The organism is Cribrihabitans marinus (genome assembly GCF_900109035.1).
Lineage (GTDB): Bacteria > Pseudomonadota > Alphaproteobacteria > Rhodobacterales > Rhodobacteraceae > Cribrihabitans > Cribrihabitans marinus.
On sequence record NZ_FNYD01000002.1, the window covers coordinates 285,266 to 302,545 of the forward strand.

General features: G+C 66.5%; 18 protein-coding genes. 3 read left to right on the plus strand and 15 right to left on the minus strand.

Annotated features, from left to right (window positions below; genetic code table 11):
- Positions 1–11: 11 nt before the first annotated feature.
- The 15 genes from BMX57_RS03860 to secG form a co-directional block, all read right to left on the minus strand.
- Entirely contained in the window at positions 12–1,739 is a 1,728-nt protein-coding gene (locus BMX57_RS03860; RefSeq protein ID WP_092362695.1) for an adenylate/guanylate cyclase domain-containing protein, read from the minus strand.
- Between the two features lie 73 nt (positions 1,740–1,812).
- Positions 1,813–2,994, minus strand: coding sequence for a DegT/DnrJ/EryC1/StrS family aminotransferase (locus BMX57_RS03865; RefSeq protein ID WP_092362697.1), 1,182 nt, complete (start codon positions 2,992–2,994; stop codon positions 1,813–1,815).
- A gap of 111 nt (positions 2,995–3,105) precedes the next feature.
- The gene (locus BMX57_RS03870; protein ID WP_092362698.1) at positions 3,106–4,410 is read right to left on the minus strand and encodes an NAD(P)/FAD-dependent oxidoreductase; all 1,305 of its coding nucleotides are present in this window, start codon (positions 4,408–4,410) and stop codon (positions 3,106–3,108) included.
- A 58-nt stretch (positions 4,411–4,468) separates the two neighbouring features.
- On the minus strand, positions 4,469–5,827 hold the full coding sequence (locus tag BMX57_RS03875; RefSeq protein WP_092362699.1) for a glutamine synthetase family protein: 1,359 nt from the start codon (positions 5,825–5,827) through the stop codon (positions 4,469–4,471).
- Positions 5,827–6,507 carry a type 1 glutamine amidotransferase gene (locus BMX57_RS03880; RefSeq protein ID WP_092362701.1) on the minus strand — a complete coding sequence of 227 codons (681 nt, stop codon included), beginning with the start codon at positions 6,505–6,507 and terminating at the stop codon, positions 5,827–5,829. The genes BMX57_RS03875 and BMX57_RS03880 overlap by 1 nt, the downstream gene beginning before the upstream one ends.
- Before the next feature lie 60 nt (positions 6,508–6,567).
- Positions 6,568–7,887 (minus strand): glutamine synthetase family protein, encoded by a 1,320-nt coding sequence (locus tag BMX57_RS03885; RefSeq protein ID WP_092362703.1) that lies wholly within the window; start codon positions 7,885–7,887, stop codon positions 6,568–6,570.
- 108 nt (positions 7,888–7,995) lie between these two features.
- Positions 7,996–8,802, minus strand: a complete 807-nt coding sequence (locus BMX57_RS03890) for an ABC transporter permease (RefSeq protein WP_092362705.1) — start codon at positions 8,800–8,802, stop codon at positions 7,996–7,998.
- A gap of 85 nt (positions 8,803–8,887) precedes the next feature.
- Positions 8,888–9,772 (minus strand): ABC transporter permease, encoded by an 885-nt coding sequence (locus tag BMX57_RS03895; protein ID WP_092362707.1) that lies wholly within the window; start codon positions 9,770–9,772, stop codon positions 8,888–8,890.
- 58 nt (positions 9,773–9,830) lie between these two features.
- Positions 9,831–10,544 carry a transporter substrate-binding domain-containing protein gene (locus BMX57_RS03900; RefSeq protein WP_092362709.1) on the minus strand — a complete coding sequence of 238 codons (714 nt, stop codon included), beginning with the start codon at positions 10,542–10,544 and terminating at the stop codon, positions 9,831–9,833.
- 31 nt (positions 10,545–10,575) lie between these two features.
- Positions 10,576–11,352 (minus strand): ABC transporter ATP-binding protein, encoded by a 777-nt coding sequence (locus BMX57_RS03905; protein ID WP_092362711.1) that lies wholly within the window; start codon positions 11,350–11,352, stop codon positions 10,576–10,578.
- Positions 11,353–11,457: 105 nt separating this feature from the next.
- Positions 11,458–12,213 carry a phosphate/phosphite/phosphonate ABC transporter substrate-binding protein gene (locus BMX57_RS03910; RefSeq protein WP_092362713.1) on the minus strand — a complete coding sequence of 252 codons (756 nt, stop codon included), beginning with the start codon at positions 12,211–12,213 and terminating at the stop codon, positions 11,458–11,460.
- 31 nt (positions 12,214–12,244) lie between these two features.
- A complete protein-coding gene (locus BMX57_RS03915; RefSeq protein ID WP_092362715.1) occupies positions 12,245–12,682 on the minus strand; it encodes a tellurite resistance TerB family protein in 438 nt (145 codons plus the stop codon).
- 17 nt (positions 12,683–12,699) lie between these two features.
- Entirely contained in the window at positions 12,700–13,143 is a 444-nt protein-coding gene (locus tag BMX57_RS03920) for a tellurite resistance TerB family protein (protein WP_092362717.1), read from the minus strand.
- Positions 13,144–13,234: 91 nt separating this feature from the next.
- A complete protein-coding gene (locus BMX57_RS03925) occupies positions 13,235–14,878 on the minus strand; it encodes a CTP synthase (RefSeq protein ID WP_092362718.1) in 1,644 nt (547 codons plus the stop codon).
- A gap of 162 nt (positions 14,879–15,040) precedes the next feature.
- Positions 15,041–15,397 carry a preprotein translocase subunit SecG gene (gene secG / locus BMX57_RS03930; RefSeq protein WP_092362720.1) on the minus strand — a complete coding sequence of 119 codons (357 nt, stop codon included), beginning with the start codon at positions 15,395–15,397 and terminating at the stop codon, positions 15,041–15,043.
- A gap of 151 nt (positions 15,398–15,548) precedes the next feature.
- On the opposite strand from secG, the gene nthA reads away from it, so the two are divergent.
- From nthA to BMX57_RS03945, 3 genes are read left to right on the plus strand one after another with little or no spacing between them, the layout of a single operon-like run.
- Complete coding sequence (gene nthA / locus BMX57_RS03935) at positions 15,549–16,169, plus strand: nitrile hydratase subunit alpha (protein ID WP_092362722.1); 621 nt, start codon at positions 15,549–15,551, stop codon at positions 16,167–16,169.
- A complete protein-coding gene (nthB, locus tag BMX57_RS03940) occupies positions 16,166–16,843 on the plus strand; it encodes a nitrile hydratase subunit beta (protein WP_092362724.1) in 678 nt (225 codons plus the stop codon). Before nthA ends, nthB begins: the two co-directional genes overlap by 4 nt.
- On the plus strand, positions 16,840–17,175 hold the full coding sequence (locus BMX57_RS03945) for a nitrile hydratase accessory protein (RefSeq protein ID WP_092362726.1): 336 nt from the start codon (positions 16,840–16,842) through the stop codon (positions 17,173–17,175). The genes nthB and BMX57_RS03945 overlap by 4 nt, the downstream gene beginning before the upstream one ends.
- Positions 17,176–17,280 lie beyond the last annotated feature (105 nt).

A 17,280-nucleotide genomic window follows, 5' to 3' on the forward strand; every position in this document is an offset into this window, starting at 1 on the left:
GGCCTGATCCGTCAGTTCCCAAGCCCGGCAAGGCGCAGCCCGTCGAGCCAGCGTTCCTGATCCGCGTCATGGCGCACGGGCACGATCTGGCGCACCTGTTCCAATGTCAGCCCCGGCATCCGGTCCAGCAACCGGTCCAGCGAGGCCCGGGCCTCGTCCATCTGCCCCAGCATGCCCAGCGCCGCGGTCTCCTGCCGCATCAGCGATGCAAAGCCCGGGTTGTCGCGCAGCCCGGCCCGGGCATTCTCTGCGCAAATGGCGTATTCGCCAGCAATATAGGCGCCGATCCCGACGCCACCCCGCCAGAACGCCTTGAGCGGGTCACGCGGACTGAGGGCGATGGCCCGCTCATAGGCGGCAATCGCGGCCTCATACTGACCCGAGACGCCATGATAGGTGGCCAGGTTGCCGTGTCCGATCGCCAGGTTGGGGTTCAGGGCGATGGCGCGCGCCAGACTCGTCTCCCACTCGTCGAAATCCCGCGCAAAGCCTGCGGCCATCGCCAGAATGGCATGTGCATTGGCATTCTGATCGTCCAGGCCAACGGCCATTTCCGCAGCGGCTCGGGCCGAGAGCAGGGCATCGGTCGTGTCGGTCCGCCAGAGATGCAAGACTGCCAGCAGGTCACACAACGCCAGCGCGGCATTTGCATCGCTGTTTTCCGGCTCGGCCGAAAGCGCCTCGGTCAGAAGCGCGCGGGCCACGTCATTGTCGGTCCTGTTGTATTTCCCCAGGTGCCAGCGCGCCTGCAGCAATCGCTCCCAGGCGGTCAGGCTTTCCGGGCGCTGGGCCCGGGCGCGGCGGGTTTCGGCGACAAGTGTTTCCGGCGCGACCGCACCCACGATGGCCTGGGTGATCTCGTCCTGAACGGCAAAGATGTCGTCCATGACCCGGTCGAACCGCGACGCCCAGATATGGGCACCGGTGGCCCCGTCGATCAGCTGCGCCGTCACCCGCACCCGGTCGCCGGCCCGGCGCACGCTGCCCTCCAGCAGGTATCGCACGCCCAGTTCCGCGCAGAGCGCATCGACCCGCATCGGCTGGCCCTTGTAGGCAAAGCTGGTGTTGCGGGCGATGACGAAGAAATCCCGAAAATGCGACAAGGCGGTGATGATGTCCTCGGCAATCCCGTCCGAGAAATACTCCTGCTCGGGGTCGGGCGACATGTTGTCGAAGGCCAGAACGGCGATCGAGGCCTTGCCCGAGGGCGCGGCATCCGCGTCGGGCCGGGGCCGCAGATCGTCGCCCGCCGGCCAGCGGAACACGCGCACCGGCGATTCGATGTTGCGCAGGGCTTGGTGCCCGTCGTCGGAGAATTCCGCTTCGATCCGGTTGCCGATGCTCTCGCGCACCAGCCCGGACAGGCAGATGCCGCCGGGTTCCGCCAGCGCCTCGAGCCGGGCCGCGATGTTCACCCCGTCGCCATAGATGTCGCCGCCCGACATGACGATGTCCCCGAGGTTGATGCCGATGCGCAGTTGCAAGGGCATGTCCCGGTCCTCGGCGATCGCCGTCTGGAGCGCGATGGCGCAGGAGACCGCGTCCACGACGCTGTTGAACTCCGCCAAGGCGCCGTCGCCGGTCAGCTTGACCACGCGGCCGCGGTGCCGGTTCATCGCCGGTTCGAAATGTTTTCGCCGCAGCCGGGTCAGGTGGGCCAGTGTGGCGCTTTCTTCGCGCGCCATGTGACCGGAATAGCCGACGACATCGGCCGCCAGGATGGCAACAAGGCGTCGCACGTGTCCGGTCCTCCCCCTGAGACACTTGCCATAACAGCAGAGGTTGCGGGGATTTCCAACTGCGGAACGCGGATCAGGCGGCTGCCGCGCCTTTTGTCTGGGCCATCGCGTCAAGGATCGCGTCGGCGATCATGTCCAACTCGGGCCGGCGCAGCCGTACGGGCAGGCGCACGTCGCAGGCCCGCATCAGCATCGCCCGGGTGCACGGAAGCTCCGGCACCTCCTCCAGGAACCGCCAGTTCCAGAAGGCGCGGGCGTTGTCCGCGCTCAGGCCGAAGACCTGCACCTTGATGCCGCGCACCTCGGCCGCGGCGGCAAAGCGGGCGGTTTCGGCGTCGGTCAGGCCCATAAGGTTGAACTGGATCGAATCCGGTGCGCGCGCCTCACCGGGCAGCGGATCCGGCACCTCGATATGCGGCGACGCAGAGATTCTGGCGGCGACATGGTCGTGGTTGGTGTGCCCGTCGCGCACCCGGCGCGCAAGTTCCGGCAGTTGCGGGCGGATCACGGCGGCGCTCAGGTTGCTCATGCGCAGATTGTAGAGCGGCAGCTTGTTCTGCCATGCGGCAAAGGCGTCCTGCAGGACGGGGTGCTTCTTCCAGTTATGCTCATAGGCGCCCGACATGATCACCGCGCGGGCCGCCAGGTCGGCGTCGTCGGTGATCAGGATGCCGCCTTCGCCGGCGTTGATCATCTTGTAGGACTGGAACGAGAAGCAGCCCACGCGCCCGATGGTGCCGATCTTGCGCCCGGCCCAGGTGGTGCCCAGCGAGTGCGCCGCATCCTCGATCACCGGGATGTCGTGGGCATCACACAGCGCCATGATCGCGTCCATGTCACTGGTATGGCCGCGCATGTGGCTGATGATGACGGCCTGAACCTCGTCCAGCCGGGCCTCGAAATCGGCCAGGTCGACGCGATAATCCTCGCCCACCTCGCACAGCACCGGGATGCAGTCGGCGTGAATCACCGAGGAGGGAACCGCCGCGAAGGTGAAGCCGGGGATCAGAACGCGCGCATCGCGCGGCAGGCCCAACGCCTTGAGCGAAAGAAACAGCGCCGCCGAGCAGGACGAGACCGCCAGCGCATAGCGGCTGCCCATCATCTCTGCGAACTCGGATTCGAGCAGCGTCACCGGCGCGTTGTCGGGCGCGGTATAGCGGAACAGGTCGCCGGAGGTCAGCAAGGCGTCGATTGCCTCGCGGGCGGCTTCGGGGATGGGCTCGGCGTCGTGGACGTTGGGCGGCAGCATCATATTTCGTTTTCCTTAAGTCGCACTTTCGGAAAGGTAAAACAATCACCGCCCCGTGCCAAGCGGCGCCTTGGGCCATCGGCAAGATTTCACATGATCGTTTCAATCGGCCGGTCAGACGCCCAGCCGGTCGCGCAGCGCGTACCAGGTCATCGCCAGGACCAGCAGCGGCGAGCGCAGGGCCGGGCCACCGGGGAAGGGCAGGGACGGGAACCGGGCCATTGTGTCGAACCCTTCGGCCTGCCCCTGGATCGCAAGGGCCATCAGTTTCCCGGCATGGGTCGCGGTGCCGACTCCGTGGCCGGAATAGCCCGAGGCCGACAGGATGTTCGGCGCCACACGCGCCAGGTAGGGCATCCGCCGCATGGTGATCGCCAGCGTGCCGCCCCAGGCGTGGTCGATGCGCACGTCGCGCAGATGCGGGAAGATCTCGGTCATCGGCTTGCGCACCTTGGCGGCGATGTCCCTGGGAAAGCGATAGCCATAGCTTTCGCCGCCGCCGAACAGCAGCCGCCCGTCGCGGCTGAGCCGGAAATAGTTCACCACGAATTTGGTGTCCGCAACGGCCACATCGCGGGCCAGTACCTGCGTCACGGCATCGCCCAGCGGCTCGGTTGCGGCGATGAAGTTGTTGATCGGCATCACCCGCGCGGCCACCTGGCGATTGAGCCCGCCCAGATAGCCGTTGCAGGCGAGGATCACATGCCCGGCGCGGATGCGGCCCCGGTCTGTGCGCACAAGCGCCGGCTGGCGCTCCTCGATATGGTGGACATGGGTGTCCTCGAATATGCGGACGCCGGCCTTGACCGCAGCCCGGGCCAGCCCCAGCGCAAAATTCAGCGGGTGCAGATGCGCAGCCCCCCGATCCAGAACGCCCCCTTTGTAGGCCGGTGAGGGGCAGATGGCGTGCCCGGCCTCCTCATCCAGCAGATCGGCCTGGTCATAGCCGTAGCGCTCGGCCAGGTGGCCGGCATGCGCGTGAAGCTCGCGGCGCTCGGCATCGCTGAACCCCAGCACGGCGATTCCCGGTTTCAGGTCGCAGTCGATGTCGTGCCGGGCGATCAGGTCCTTGACCAGCGCCTTGGCCTCCTCGGCCAGCGTCCACAGCTTCGCCGCGTCCTCGTCGCCCACCAGCCGTTCCAGTTCCTCCTGGCCCATGCGCTGGGCGCTGCCCAATTGCCCGCCATTGCGGCCCGACGCGCCGAATCCGACGCGGTGGGCCTCGACGAGCGCGACGTCGAAGCCCGCTTCGGCCAGGTGCAGCGCCGCAGACAGACCGGTATATCCGCCGCCGACGACGCAGACATCGGCGCGGGTTTCGCCGCGCAGCGCGTCGAAGCGATCAATCGGGTTGGCGGTCGCCGCATACCAGCTGTCGGGAAAGGTGCCGCGCCGGTCGTTGGAAAACAGCAGGTTCATCCAGGCCCCCAGGCTCGTCCTCGGTGACCGGCGCCGGCCGGCGCGGTCACCCGGGGACTCAGACGTTCAGCAGAAGATGCTCGCGTTCCCAGGGCGAGATCACCTGCAGGAACTCCTCGTATTCCGCGCGTTTGACGATGCCGTAGACGCGGGCGAATTCCGGTCCCAGAACGTCGTGCAGCGCCTTGGCCTCGTCGAACAGGTCCAGCGCCTCGCCCATCACCTGCGGGATGTCGCCATCACCGGCATAGGCGTCGCCGTGGAACTGGCGGCTGGGGCGCGTCTCTTCCATCAGGCCGAGATAGCCGCAGGCCAGCGAGACGGCGATGCCCAGGTAGGGATTGCAGTCCATCCCGGCGATGCGGTTCTCGATGCGCCGGCTTTCCGGCCCGCTGAGCGGCACGCGAATACCCGTGGTGCGATTGTCGCGGCCCCATTCCAGGTTGATCGGCGCGGCGTGGTCCTTGACGTAGCGGCGATAGGAATTGACGTAGGGCGCCATCACCGCCAGCCCCGCGGGCAGATGCGTCTGCAACCCGGCCAGGAAGTGATAGAAGGCGTCGGTCTCGCCGCCCTGCGGACCCGAGAAGATGTTCTTGCCGGTCTCCTTCTCGATGATCGAGTGGTGGATGTGCATGGCAGAACCGGGTTCGTCCTCGATCGGTTTGGCCATGAAGGTCGCAAAGCAGTTGTGCCGGATCGCGGCCTCGCGGATCAGGCGCTTGAAATAGAACACCTCGTCGGCCAGCTTGACCGGATCGCCGTGGCGCAGGTTGATTTCCAGCTGCCCGGCCCCGCCTTCCTGGGTGATCCCGTCGATCTCGAATCCCTGCGCCTCGGCAAAGTCGTAGATGTCGTCGATCACCGGTCCGAACTCGTCCACCGCGGTCATGGAATAGGCCTGCCGCGCGGCCGCCGGCCGGCCCGACCGGCCCATCATCGGCTCGATCTCCTTGGCCGGGTCCAGGTTGCGGGCGACCAGGAAGAACTCCATCTCGGGGGCCACGATCGGCTTCCAGCCCTTGTCGTGATAAAGCTGCACGACCCTTTTGAGCACGTTGCGCGGGCTGAAGGGAATCGGGGCGCCCTCGCGGTCGAAGGCGTCGTGGATCACCTGCAGGGTCCAGTCGCCGGTCCAGGGTGCGGCGCTGGCAGTGGCCATGTCGGGTTTCAGGATCATGTCCCGCTCGATGAACCCGTCCTCGCCGGCGGCCTCGCCCCAATCGCCGGTGATGGTCTGGTAGAAGATGCTGTCGGGCAGGTGGAAATAGGTCTGGCGCGCGAATTTCGACGCCGGAACCGCCTTGCCGCGCGCGATGCCGGGCAGGTCGGAAATGATGCACTCTACCTCGTCCAGTCGGCGCCCTTCCAGGTAGTCGCGGGCGGCTTGGGGCAGGTTCTCGGTCCAGTCGGCCATCAGGCCCTCGCTTTCTTGAAGAAACCGGCCATCCGTTCGGCGATGACCGCATTGTCCACCGGACCGTCCAGCCCGGCGCTTGCGGCGTCCAGCTGCGCGTCGGGCACGACGCCGCGACCGCGGGTGCGGATCAGACCGGCGATGAAGTCGGTGTCATATTCCGGATGCGGCTGGATCGTCCAGATCCGGTCGCCATAGGCAACCACGGCATAGCGGCAAAAGCCGTTTCCGGCCAGAACCGTGGCGCCATCGGGCAACGCGACAACCTGATCCTGGTGCCAGGCGTTCAGGGTGACGGGCTGTCCGTCCAGGTCGTATTCGGTCCGACCGATGGACCAGCCGCCATCGAATTTCTCGACCTTGCCACCCAGGGCCTGCGCGATGATCTGGTGGCCGAAGCAGACCCCGATCAGCGGCCGTCCCTCGGCCTTGATCTGGCGGATCAGATCCTCCAGCGGGGCAATCCAGGGCAGGTTGTCATAGGCGCCGTGACGCGAGCCGGTGATCAGCCATCCGTCGGCGACATCGGCCCCGTCGGGAAAGACGCCGTCCACGACCGGATAGGTTTCGAACGTAAAGCCGTGCCCGTCCAGGAGGCGTGCGAACATCCGGTCGTAATCCCCGGTCGTCTCGATCAGGGCGTCCGGGGCGTGACCGGTTTGCAGGATGCCGATTTTCATGGTTCACCAATTTGATCAAATTCAAGTCTACCGAAACCGCGCCGGCCGGGCAAGGGGGGCTCAGACCGCCTCGAGATAGCTCAGCCAATGGGTGTCCGGATCACGGGCGGCGAAGCGCGCGATCTCCTGGCGCTTGGTCAGCGCCATGTTGGAGACAAGCGCCGCAGGCAGGATCCGGGCCAGCATGGGGTCCGTGGCGAAGGCCTCGACGGCCGCGGCCAGATCCGGGTGCAATTGCGGCAGATCCGCGATCTCGTAGGCGTTGCCGGTGATCGGGTCCGGCGGGGTCAGGCCGTCCTCGATCCCGATCAGGGCGGCGCCCAGAACGCTGGCCAGCATCAGGTAGGGGTTGATGTCGCCGCCGGCGACACGGTGTTCGATCCGGCGGGCCGCCGGCGCGCCGCCCGGTACGCGGATGGCGGCGGTCCGGTTCTCATAGGCCCAGCAGGCCCCGGTCGGCGCATGCGCCTCGGGCACCAGCCGCTCATAGGAATTGCCATGCGGTGCGAAGATCAGCGTCGATCCGGGCATCGCGGCAAGGCAGCCGGCCACAGCCTGGCGCAGCAGGTCGGTGCCGCGTGGGCCGCCATCGTTGAAGACGTTTCGCCCCTCGGCGTCGACGACCGAGAAATGCACATGCATTCCGTTGCCCGCATCCTGCGAATAGGGTTTGGCCATGAATGTGGCGGCAAAGCCGTGCTTGCGGGCCAATCCACGCACCAAGCCCTTGAACAGCCACGTGTCGTCGGCACAGCGCATGGCGTCCTGATGGTCGAGATTGATTTCGAACTGGCCCACGCCGCTTTCGGAAATCGCGGTCTGGGCCGGGATGCCCATCGCCTCGCAGCCGCGATAGAGGTCGGTGAAATAGGCGTCGAAGGCGTCCATTTCGGCCATCGACAGGACCGCCTCGTTGATCAGCCGGCGGCGGGTCAGCGGGTTGACCGGCGGGCGCGGCGCCTCGCCGCCGGCATCGAGCAGGGTGAATTCCAGCTCGGTCGCCGCCACCACGCGCCAGCCCCGTGCCGCATAGCGGTCCAGCACCGATGCCAGCGCGTGGCGGGGGTCGCCCGCGAACGGGCGCCCGTCATCGTGGAACATCTCCATCGGAACCAGCGCGGTCGCGCCGTCGATCCAGGGCACCGGCATCGCGCCGCGATCCGTCGGCCGCAACACCCCGTCGGCATCGCCGCTGTCGAAGAGCAGCGGGCTGCCGGCGATATCGGCCCCCCACAGATCGACGTTGAGCGCCGAAAACGGCATCCGCACCGCGCCCCTGTCCAGCTTGGGTCCATAGGCGCCCGGCACGCGCTTGCCGCGCATCTGCCCGTTCAGATCGCAGGCGGCGATGCGAAAGGTCTGTAGCTGGCTGAGATCCATGACGGCGCTCCGGTTGTCGAACGCCATCGGTTTAACGCGGGCGGCGGGGGCTTGTCACGACTTTTGATCAAATTATCCACGCCCGTGTCAGAACGCTGCGGCGACTCGTCAGCGGATCAGGTTCATGCGCAGGCGCATCCGGCTGCGTTGGGTCTCGGGCAGGTGCCGGTTGAGGTGCTTGTTCACCCGGCCGAAGCTCCAGATGATGAGCAGCGAGAAGATGATGAAATACATCGCCAGGATCGGGTAGGGCACGAAGGGGTTGAAGGTCTTGTCGGCGAAATAGTTGGCGTAGTAGAGCGCGTCGCCCCGCTGCTGCCAGGCGGGAAAGCCCGAGAAGAACACCAGCGTGGTGGCGTGGAACAGAAAGATCGCCTCGTTGGTATAGGCGGGCCAGGCCAGCCGCAGCATGGTGGGCCAGACGATGCGGCGAAAGCGCGGCCAGCCCGACATGCCATAGGCGTCGGCGGCCTCGACATCGCCCTTGGGGATCGAGCGCAGGGCGCCATAAAAGATCTCGGCCGAATAGGCGGCGGTATTGAGGAACAGCACGATCAGCGCGCCCAGCCAGGCGGCGGTGAAGGCGTCGAACAGGGGCGAGACGGATTTCAGGCTGAGAAACAGGAAATAGGCAAAGAAGAACTGGATGAAGAGCGGCGAGCCGCGGAACACGAAGATGAACCATTCCGAGGGCTTGCGGAACAGCTTGCGCGGCGATGCCTTGCCCACCGCCAGCGCAGTGGCCAGGAAGAAGCCGGTGGCCAGCGCCATCACCCCGAAATAGACGTTCCAGATCATCCCCGAGCCGATCAGGGTGAAATGCTCGCACAGGGTGAAATTCTCCTTCGGCAGCAGCCGCTCGCCGATGCCCAGCGAGCGCAGGGCATAGTCCTGGACCGTCTGCCAGCAACTCATGTCCGGCCTCCTGCCCAAAGAGATCGCTTGCGTGAATGCACGGACATCGCGCGCGGCATCTGGCCGAGGGTGAGAGGTGCGGTCGTCATGCCGCCGCCTTTCGTTGCGCTTCGCCGCCTGTCGTGGCCTGGCCGTGGCTGAGTTTCTGCATCAGCCGCTCCAGCAGCACTTCGGAGATGCGCGTCAGGCCAAGATAGAAGACCAGCAGCGCCATGAAATACCACATGCGCCAGTCGCCGTGGGGATAGTCGGTGAAGCGCGGATTTGCCGTCGCGCCCAACTCGCGGGCCCAATAGACGATATCCTCGACCCCCAGCAGGAACAGGAGCGGTGTGGCCTTGGTCAGCACCATCCACAGGTTGCTGAGGCCCGGCAGGGCATAGACCCACATCTGCGGCACGAGGATCCGCCAGTAGGTCTGCCGGCGGGACATGCCATAAGCCTCGGCGGTCTCCAGCTGGGCATGCGGCACGGCACGCATCGCCCCGAACAGGACATTCGCGGCGAATGCGCCGAACACGATGGAAAAGGTCAGGACCGCCAGAAAGAACCCATAGGTCTCGTGCACCCATTGCGGCGAGTCGCCCAGCGGCAGCTTGGCGGCCTGGCACACGACGAAATCGTTGCCCTGCCGGATCGGTTCGTCCCAGTCGGGGCACTTGATCTTGTGGCGGACCCATTCGAACGCCTGGTCCAGCGCGATCACGAAGAACAGGAAGAAGGCGATGTCGGGAACGCCGCGTACGATGGCGACATATCCCTTGCCCAGCCAGCTGATCGGCCAGAAATGAGACCGCGCCGCCGAGGCGCCGATAAATCCGAACAGAAGCGCCGAAGGCGCGGTGATGGCAAGCAGAAGCAGCACGGTGCCGACCGAGTAGTACAGGTTGGCGTGCTTGCCCGTGGTCAGGTAGCAAGCCAGCCAGCGGAACGAGCTCAGCGTCTCGGGATCGGTGCAGAAGGAAAAGATGACAGGCCTCGTGCGGCTGACCGGCGCGCCCGCATCTGGGCGCGCCGGAAGGACCGGATCAGAAGGTCGAGGAGACCTCCCACTTGGAGATCATCTCGTTCAGGCTGCCGTCGTCCTTCATCGACTGGATCGCGGCGTCGAGCTTTTCGCGCAGTTCGCCATCCGATTCGCGAACACCCAGACCGACGCCACCGCCCAGCGGCACGTCCTCGCCCACGAAGCGCAGGTCGGCATCCTCTTCGGCGATCGGCGCAAGGAAGGACTTGTCGGCCAGCACCGCGTCGGCTTCGCCGTTCTTCACTGCGGCGATGGTTTCCTCGGGCGTGGCGAATTCCACCAGCGTGGCGCCGGACTCCGCGATGTAACCGGCCTGGATCGTCCCGGTCTGCGCGGCGACTACGCCGCCGGTCACGTCAACGTCATCCGACATGCCCAGATAGGCGGACGGATCCGGCGGCGTGTAGTTCTGTGTGAAGTCGATGACCTCGTCGCGCTCGTCGGTGATCGACATGCCGGCGATGATCACGTCGTAGTTGCCCGACACCAGGTTGGGAATGATCGAATCCCAATCATTGGTCACCCACTCGCAGGTCAATTCGGCCCGCTTGCACAGCTCGTCGCCCAGCTCGCGCTCGAACCCGTCGACCTCGCCGGCGTCGTTGATGAAGTTCCACGGCGCATAGGCGCCCTCGGTTCCCAGCCGCACGGTCTGCGCGCTGGCGATGCCCGCGCTGAGCGCCAATGCCGCAGCGGTCAGAATCAGTCTTTTCATTTGTTTACTCCCCATTTTTGAGCGTGTTGAATTATGCGGCCTGCGTCGCGGAAAGAAAGCCCCGCAAACGCTCGGATTTCGGGCTGCTGAAAACCGCGTCGGGCGGGCCTTCCTCTTCGACCATGCCCTGATGCAGGAAAACGACGTGTTTCGAGATGTCGGCGGCCATCTTCATGTCATGCGTCACGATGATCATGGTCCGGCCTTCGGCGGCCAGATCCTTGATGACCCGGATCACTTCCTGCTCCAGCTCCGGGTCCAGCGCCGATGTCGGTTCGTCGAACAGAAGCGCCTCGGGCTCCATGCACAGGCCACGGGCGATGGCGGCGCGCTGTTGCTGACCGCCGCTGAGCTGGGCGGGATAGACATCGCACTTGTCGCCGATGCCGACCTTGTCGAGATAGCCGCGCGCGGCCTCCTCGACCTCGGCCCGGTCCCGGCCCAGCACGGTCACCGGCGCCTCCATCACGTTCTGCAGGATGGTCATGTGCGCCCACAGATTGAATTGCTGGAACACCATGCTGAGATTCGTGCGGATGCGCAGCACCTGCCTGGAATCCGCCGGGTGGCGGTGCGATCCGCTGCCGGTCCAGTGCACAGGCTCACCCTTGAAGATGATCTCGCCCTGCTGGCTGTCCTCCAGCAGGTTGCAGCAGCGCAGCAGGGTGGACTTGCCCGATCCCGACGATCCGATGAGCGACACCACGTCGCCGCGATGCGCGGTGATGTCCACGCCCTTGAGGACTTCGAGCTGTCCAAAGCTCTTGTGCAGGTTCTGGATCTCGATGACGGGGGCGGTTTCTGTCACTTCTGGGTCCGTGCTGGTTCGATCGCTAGTGCGTTACTAGGTCGCAAAATTCTGCGCAATGCAACGTGCAAAACGGAGAATTCTAGCCGCAAACCGCCGAAATGCCTAAGGTTGACCCAGCGTTTCGGACGGTGATGGCGGCGTCGGTACGGCCAAATATCTCTCCGCAGGCAAGTCGACCAGACCGGTCAGGTGCAATTGCGCGCGGTCGGCACCCGACAGGTCCGAGATCGCGGCGCGGATCGCCGCGGCGATCGGAGCGGGTTCGCGATGCGCCGCGGTGATATAGGGCAGCGTCGGGGTCGGCACCGTGCGCTCGACCTCGCGCAGTTGGCGGGCGGCGGTGTCCCCGGTTTCCTGCAGCAGTTCCCAGGTCAGCGCATCCAGCCCAGCAAGATCGGCCCGGCCTTCTGCCACGGCGCGGGCGGATTCCGCATGCGCCCCGGTCTGCACCAGCGCCGCGGGGCGCAGCCCTGCACTTGCGAAATGCATCATCGGCGCGGCCCAGCCCGATTGCGACAGGGCCTCGTTGAAGGCGAATGTGCCGGTCAGTAATGCTTGTAGCGACCGGTAATCGTCCGCCCGGGCGACCAGAACCGAGCAGTAGTGCCCCGGTGGGCAGCCGGGCAGCGCGGGATCCGGCGTGCCGACAAGCGCCACCTTGCCATGCAGCCGGGCGCGATAGGGAAACCCGCAGGTCTGCGCCAGCAGCAGGTCGGGGTGTGTCCAGACTTCCCACGGATCGGCGTCCCGCGTCAGTCGGGCCGGGCCCTCGCCCAGGTGATGCCGGATGGCCGCCCAGTAGCGGTCAATGGCCGGGCTCAGTGCCGGCAGATCATACATGGCGAGGCTGGCGATCACCGGAGCGGCCCCGCGCGGTGCAGGCGGCGTCTCAATTCCTGGCCGCGGCCTGACGGGCGCGGGCCGAATCGACATCGCTGACGCCCAGCAGGCTGGCTACCAGCCGCAGAAGGGCATCCTCCTCGGCATCCCGGCTGCCATCGGCCAGTGCGACCGACCAGGCCGCCTCGACCACGGCGCGGCGGTCCTCGTAGGGAACCGCGTCCTTGATCGCGCGGGTGAACCGCACGGTGTCGGGCGCCTCGGCCTCCAGCGCCTCGCCCTCGCCGCGCAGGGCCGCGGCCTCGAAGGGGCTGAGGCCATAGCGGGTGGCGCAGATCCGGTCGATCCGCTCGCGCTCGGACATCGCATAGTCGTTGTCGGACCGGGCGATGCGCACCAGCAGCGCGGTCAACGCCAGCCGCGCGTCCCCGTCATCCAGGGGGGCGGGCTGCGGTTCGGTGAGGCGGTTCAGGAAATCTCGGAACATGGGGTTTTCTAGGGTGTTCAGGCCAGGCGTTCCAGCACGCGCTTGCGCGCGTTCTGGCTGTCGTTGAAACTCAGACCCATGGCGATGCGGGCCTCCTCGACGATCTTGATCTCGCCCTCGGCCTGCTCTCCATCGGCCAGCACCACCTCCCACAGCGCCTCCAGCGCGGCCAGCCGTTCCTCCAGCCCGGTGGTCTCGCGGATCAGCTTGCCGAAAGTATCGGTCTCGGGGGCGGCCGTGTGCAGCTTCTCGCAGGTCGCGCGCACCTTGGCGGCCTCGATCGCGTTGTGCTGATAGAGCCGTGCCAGGATGCGGTCGATCAGGCTTATCTCCTCCAGCTTGTAGTCGCGGTCCGACTGCGCCACCCGCACCAGAAGCGCCCCCAGCGCCAGTTCGGCGTCCGGATCGGGCAGTTGCGTCGGGGTCTCGGGCCGAAAGGCTTGGAAGAACTTCTTGAGCATGGAGCAGAAATTATCCGATTACCCGCAGCGCGCCAAGCCAAGAAGATGGCCACCGGCCAGCTTGCGCCGCCGCCGTGTTAGCGGGCCACGGTCAGACCAGCCGCGACGTCTCCTTCGCGGCCCGCACGAAATCCGCGAACAGCGGATGCGGCTCGAACGGTTTGGATTTCAATTCGGGGTGGAACTGCACGCCGATGAACCAGGGGTGGTCGGTCCATTCCACGATTTCCGGCAGCCGACCGTCGGGCGACATGCCGGAAAAGCACAGCCCGGCCTTTTCCAGCTTGTCGCGATACTTGATGTCGACCTCGTAGCGGTGGCGGTGGCGCTCCTCGATGGCCGTTGCGCCATAGACCTCGGCCACTTTCGAGCCATCGGTCAGCACCGCGTCATAGGCGCCCAGGCGCATGGTGCCGCCCTTGTCGTCATCGACCTTGCGTTCGACCCGGTGGCTGCCCTGCACCCATTCCTTGAGGTGATAGACCACCGGCTCGAACCGCTTGCGCCCGGCCTCGTGGTCGAATTCCTCGGATCCCGCCTGCGCGATGCCGGCGACGTTGCGGGCGGCCTCGATGACCGCCATCTGCATGCCCAGGCAGATGCCGAGGTAAGGCACCTTGTGCTCGCGGGCGTATTGCGCCGCCTTGATCTTGCCCTCGGTGCCGCGCTCGCCGAAGCCGCCGGGCACCAGGATGGCGTGGAAGCCCTCGAGATGCGGCGCGGGATCCTCGCTGTCGAAGATTTCGGCGTCGACCCACTCGATCCGGACCTTGACGCGGTTGGCCATCCCGCCGTGCGTCAGCGCCTCGGCGATGGACTTATAGGCGTCTTCGAGCTGCGTGTACTTGCCGACGATGGCGACCTTCACCTCGCCCTCGGCATTGTGGATGCGGTCGGACACGTCCTCCCACTTGCTCATCTCGGGCTTGGGCGCCGGGCTGATCTGGAACGCGTCCAGAACCGCCTGGTCCAGCCCCTCGCGGTGATAGGCCAGCGGCGCGTCGTAGATCGTTCCGAGATCCTGCGCCGCGATCACCGCATCCGGGCGCACGTTGCAGAACAGCGCCAGCTTCTCGCGCTCCTTGGCCGGGATCGGCCCTTCGGAGCGGCAGACCAGAATATCCGGCGCCAGCCCGATCGAGCGCAGTTCCTTGACCGAGTGCTGTGTGGGTTTGGTCTTCAACTCGCCGCTGGCCTTGATGAAGGGCAGGAGGGTGAGATGCATGAAAATGCACTGCCCGCGCGGCTTGTCCTGGCTGAACTGGCGGATCGCCTCGAAGAACGGCAGCCCCTCGATGTCGCCCACGGTGCCGCCGATCTCGCAGAGCATGAAATCGACCTCGTCCTCACCGATGGCGATGAAATCCTTGATCTCGTTGGTGACGTGGGGGATCACCTGGATGGTCTTGCCCAGATAGTCGCCCCGGCGTTCCTTCTCCAGCACGTTGGAATAGATCCGGCCCGAACTGACCGAGTCGGTCTTGCGGGCGGCGACGCCGGTAAAGCGTTCGTAATGGCCCAGGTCCAGATCGGTTTCGGCGCCGTCATCGGTGACGAAAACCTCGCCATGCTCAAACGGTGACATCGTGCCGGGATCGACGTTCAGATAGGGGTCGAGCTTGCGCAGCCGTACCGAAAATCCGCGCGCCTGCAGCAGCGCCCCGAGGGCCGCCGAGGCCAGCCCCTTGCCGAGGGAAGAAACCACGCCGCCGGTGATGAAGATGAATCGCGCCATGTCTGTTCGGCTGCCCCCCGTGAGTGGTCTGAATCTGTTGCCCGGCGGTTCCCAAAAAACCGCAGCATCACGGGACTCCATTGTTAGGGGATTCGCACCCCATGCGCAAGGGAACCGCAAGATGCTGTTGCGGCCCGTGGCAGGTATTCAAGGTATTGTGGGTTAGTCGGCCCGCGGCACCAGCGGCCCGGTGTCCCCTTCGGCCGGGGGCAACAGGTCGTCGCCCGCAGGCACGGCCGGCGCATCGTCTTCCTGCTGCGCAGGCACGCCCAACCGGTCGATAACCGAGGTTCCCGAGGCCTTTTGCGCCGCGATGATGGTCAGCGTGATCGAGGTCACGATGAAGGCCGCCGCCAGGATCCAGGTCAGCTTGCCCAGAGCCGTGGCCGCAGCCCGGCCGCTGATCGCCCCGCCGCCGCCGCCCATGCCCAGACCGCCACCTTCGGACCGCTGCAGCAACACAACGGCGATCAGCCCGAGGGCCAGCAGAAGGTGGATGATGAGGACTACGTTTTCCATCGTGGATCCTTGCGGGGCTAGGCGTGTATCCGGGCGGTATGTAGGGAAGTTTGGGGTGAGGGGCAAGGGAGGAGTTGGCCGCATTCCGCAGGGGCGCCTGAGGCGACAAAGGCACTGGACAGCGCCCCGCCTGCCGCCGCAATCTGGGCCCATGCCGCATGACGATCCGGATCACCCTCACAGCGTGCTGCCGCCCGAACCCGCGCTTCGGGTCAAGGCGCTCGAAACGGTGCTTGCCCGCCGGGGTCTGGTGGATCCGGCGGCGCTGGACGAGATCATCGACACCTATCAGAACCGGATCGGCCCGCAGATCGGCGCAAGCGTCGTGGCGCGCGCCTGGTGCGAGCCCGACTTCAAGGCCGCGCTGTTGGCCGACGCCACGCCGGTTCTGGCCGAGATGGGGCATTATGGCCGTCAGGGGGAACATGTGGTGGTCGTCGAGAACACGCCCGATCGGCACAACATGGTCGTCTGCACCCTGTGCAGCTGCTACCCGTGGCCGCTTCTGGGCATCCCGCCGGGGTGGTACAAATCCGACGCCTACCGCGCCCGCGCAGTGCGCGAGCCGCGCCGGGTTCTGGCCGATTTCGGCGTCGCCTTGCCCAAGGGCACATCGATCCGCGTGTGGGATTCCACCGCCGAGGTCCGGTATCTGGTGCTGCCCATGCGCCCGCCGGGGTCCGACGGGCTGGACGCCGGGGCGCTGGCCGCCCTCGTAACCCGCGACAGCATGATCGGTACCGGCCTGCCGTCCGCGCCCGAGGCCACATGACGCGCGTGCACGACATGGGCGGCCGGTTCGGGGACGGCCCGGTGATCCCCGAAGGCGAGGGCGCGCCGGTCTTCGCCGAGGACTGGCACGCGCGCGCCCTGGCCGTCACACTGGCCGCCGGTGCGTTGGGGCAATGGAACATCGACATGTCCCGCCACGCGCGGGAAACTCTGTCGCCCGGCGACTATGCGCGGTTTTCCTATTATGAGAAATGGATCTCGGCCCTGGCGGATCTGCTGGTGCGGCAGGGAGTCCTGACCCTGGACGAGTTGCGCGGAGGCGATGCCTCCGATCCGCATCCGCTGGCGGACCGGCGGCTGGGCGCCGAAGCCGTGGCCCGGGTGCTGGCCTCGGGCGGACCGGCCGACCGCCCCGCAGACGCTCCGCCCGCATTCGCGCCGGGGCAGACGGTGCGCACGGTGCGGCCGGCGGGGAACCGGATGGTCGATGGCGGTCACACCCGCCTGCCGTCCTATGCCGGCGGCGCGCGGGGTCGGATCCTGCGCGTACACGGCCATCACGTCCTGCCCGACAGCAACGCGCACGGGCTGGGCGAGGCGCCACAGCCTCTCTATGCCGTGGTGTTCGCCGCCTCCGAGCTCTGGGCCATGCCCGAACACCCGGACGACGAGGTGGTTCTGGACCTCTGGCAAAGCTATCTGGAGCCGGAATGACCAGCGCCCCCGATCCGGTCTTCGAACAGCCGTGGCACGCGCAGGTCTTTGCGATGACCGTGCATCTGAACGAGACCGGGCTGTTCACCTGGCCCGAGTGGACGGTGCGGTTCTCGGCAGTGTTGCAACGCCACGGGCTGGCCCGTGACCTGGACGGCGGCGACGACTACTTCTTGGCCTGGCTCGATACGCTCGAATCCCTGTTGAGTGACACGGCCGGCACCGAACCGGGCGAAATCGACGCGCTGCGCGATGCCTGGCGGCGCGCCTATCTGGACACGCCGCACGGAACGCCCGTGCGCCTGCCGCAGCGCGACCCGTCCGGACCGTGACCGCCTGCGCCGCGCGGTCGCGCGGCCTGCGTCGAATTTGCGGTTTTCCTGCGCCGAGGGCGCCGTTATACCGGCGCGGGTTTCACCTGACGCAATAAAGGACCG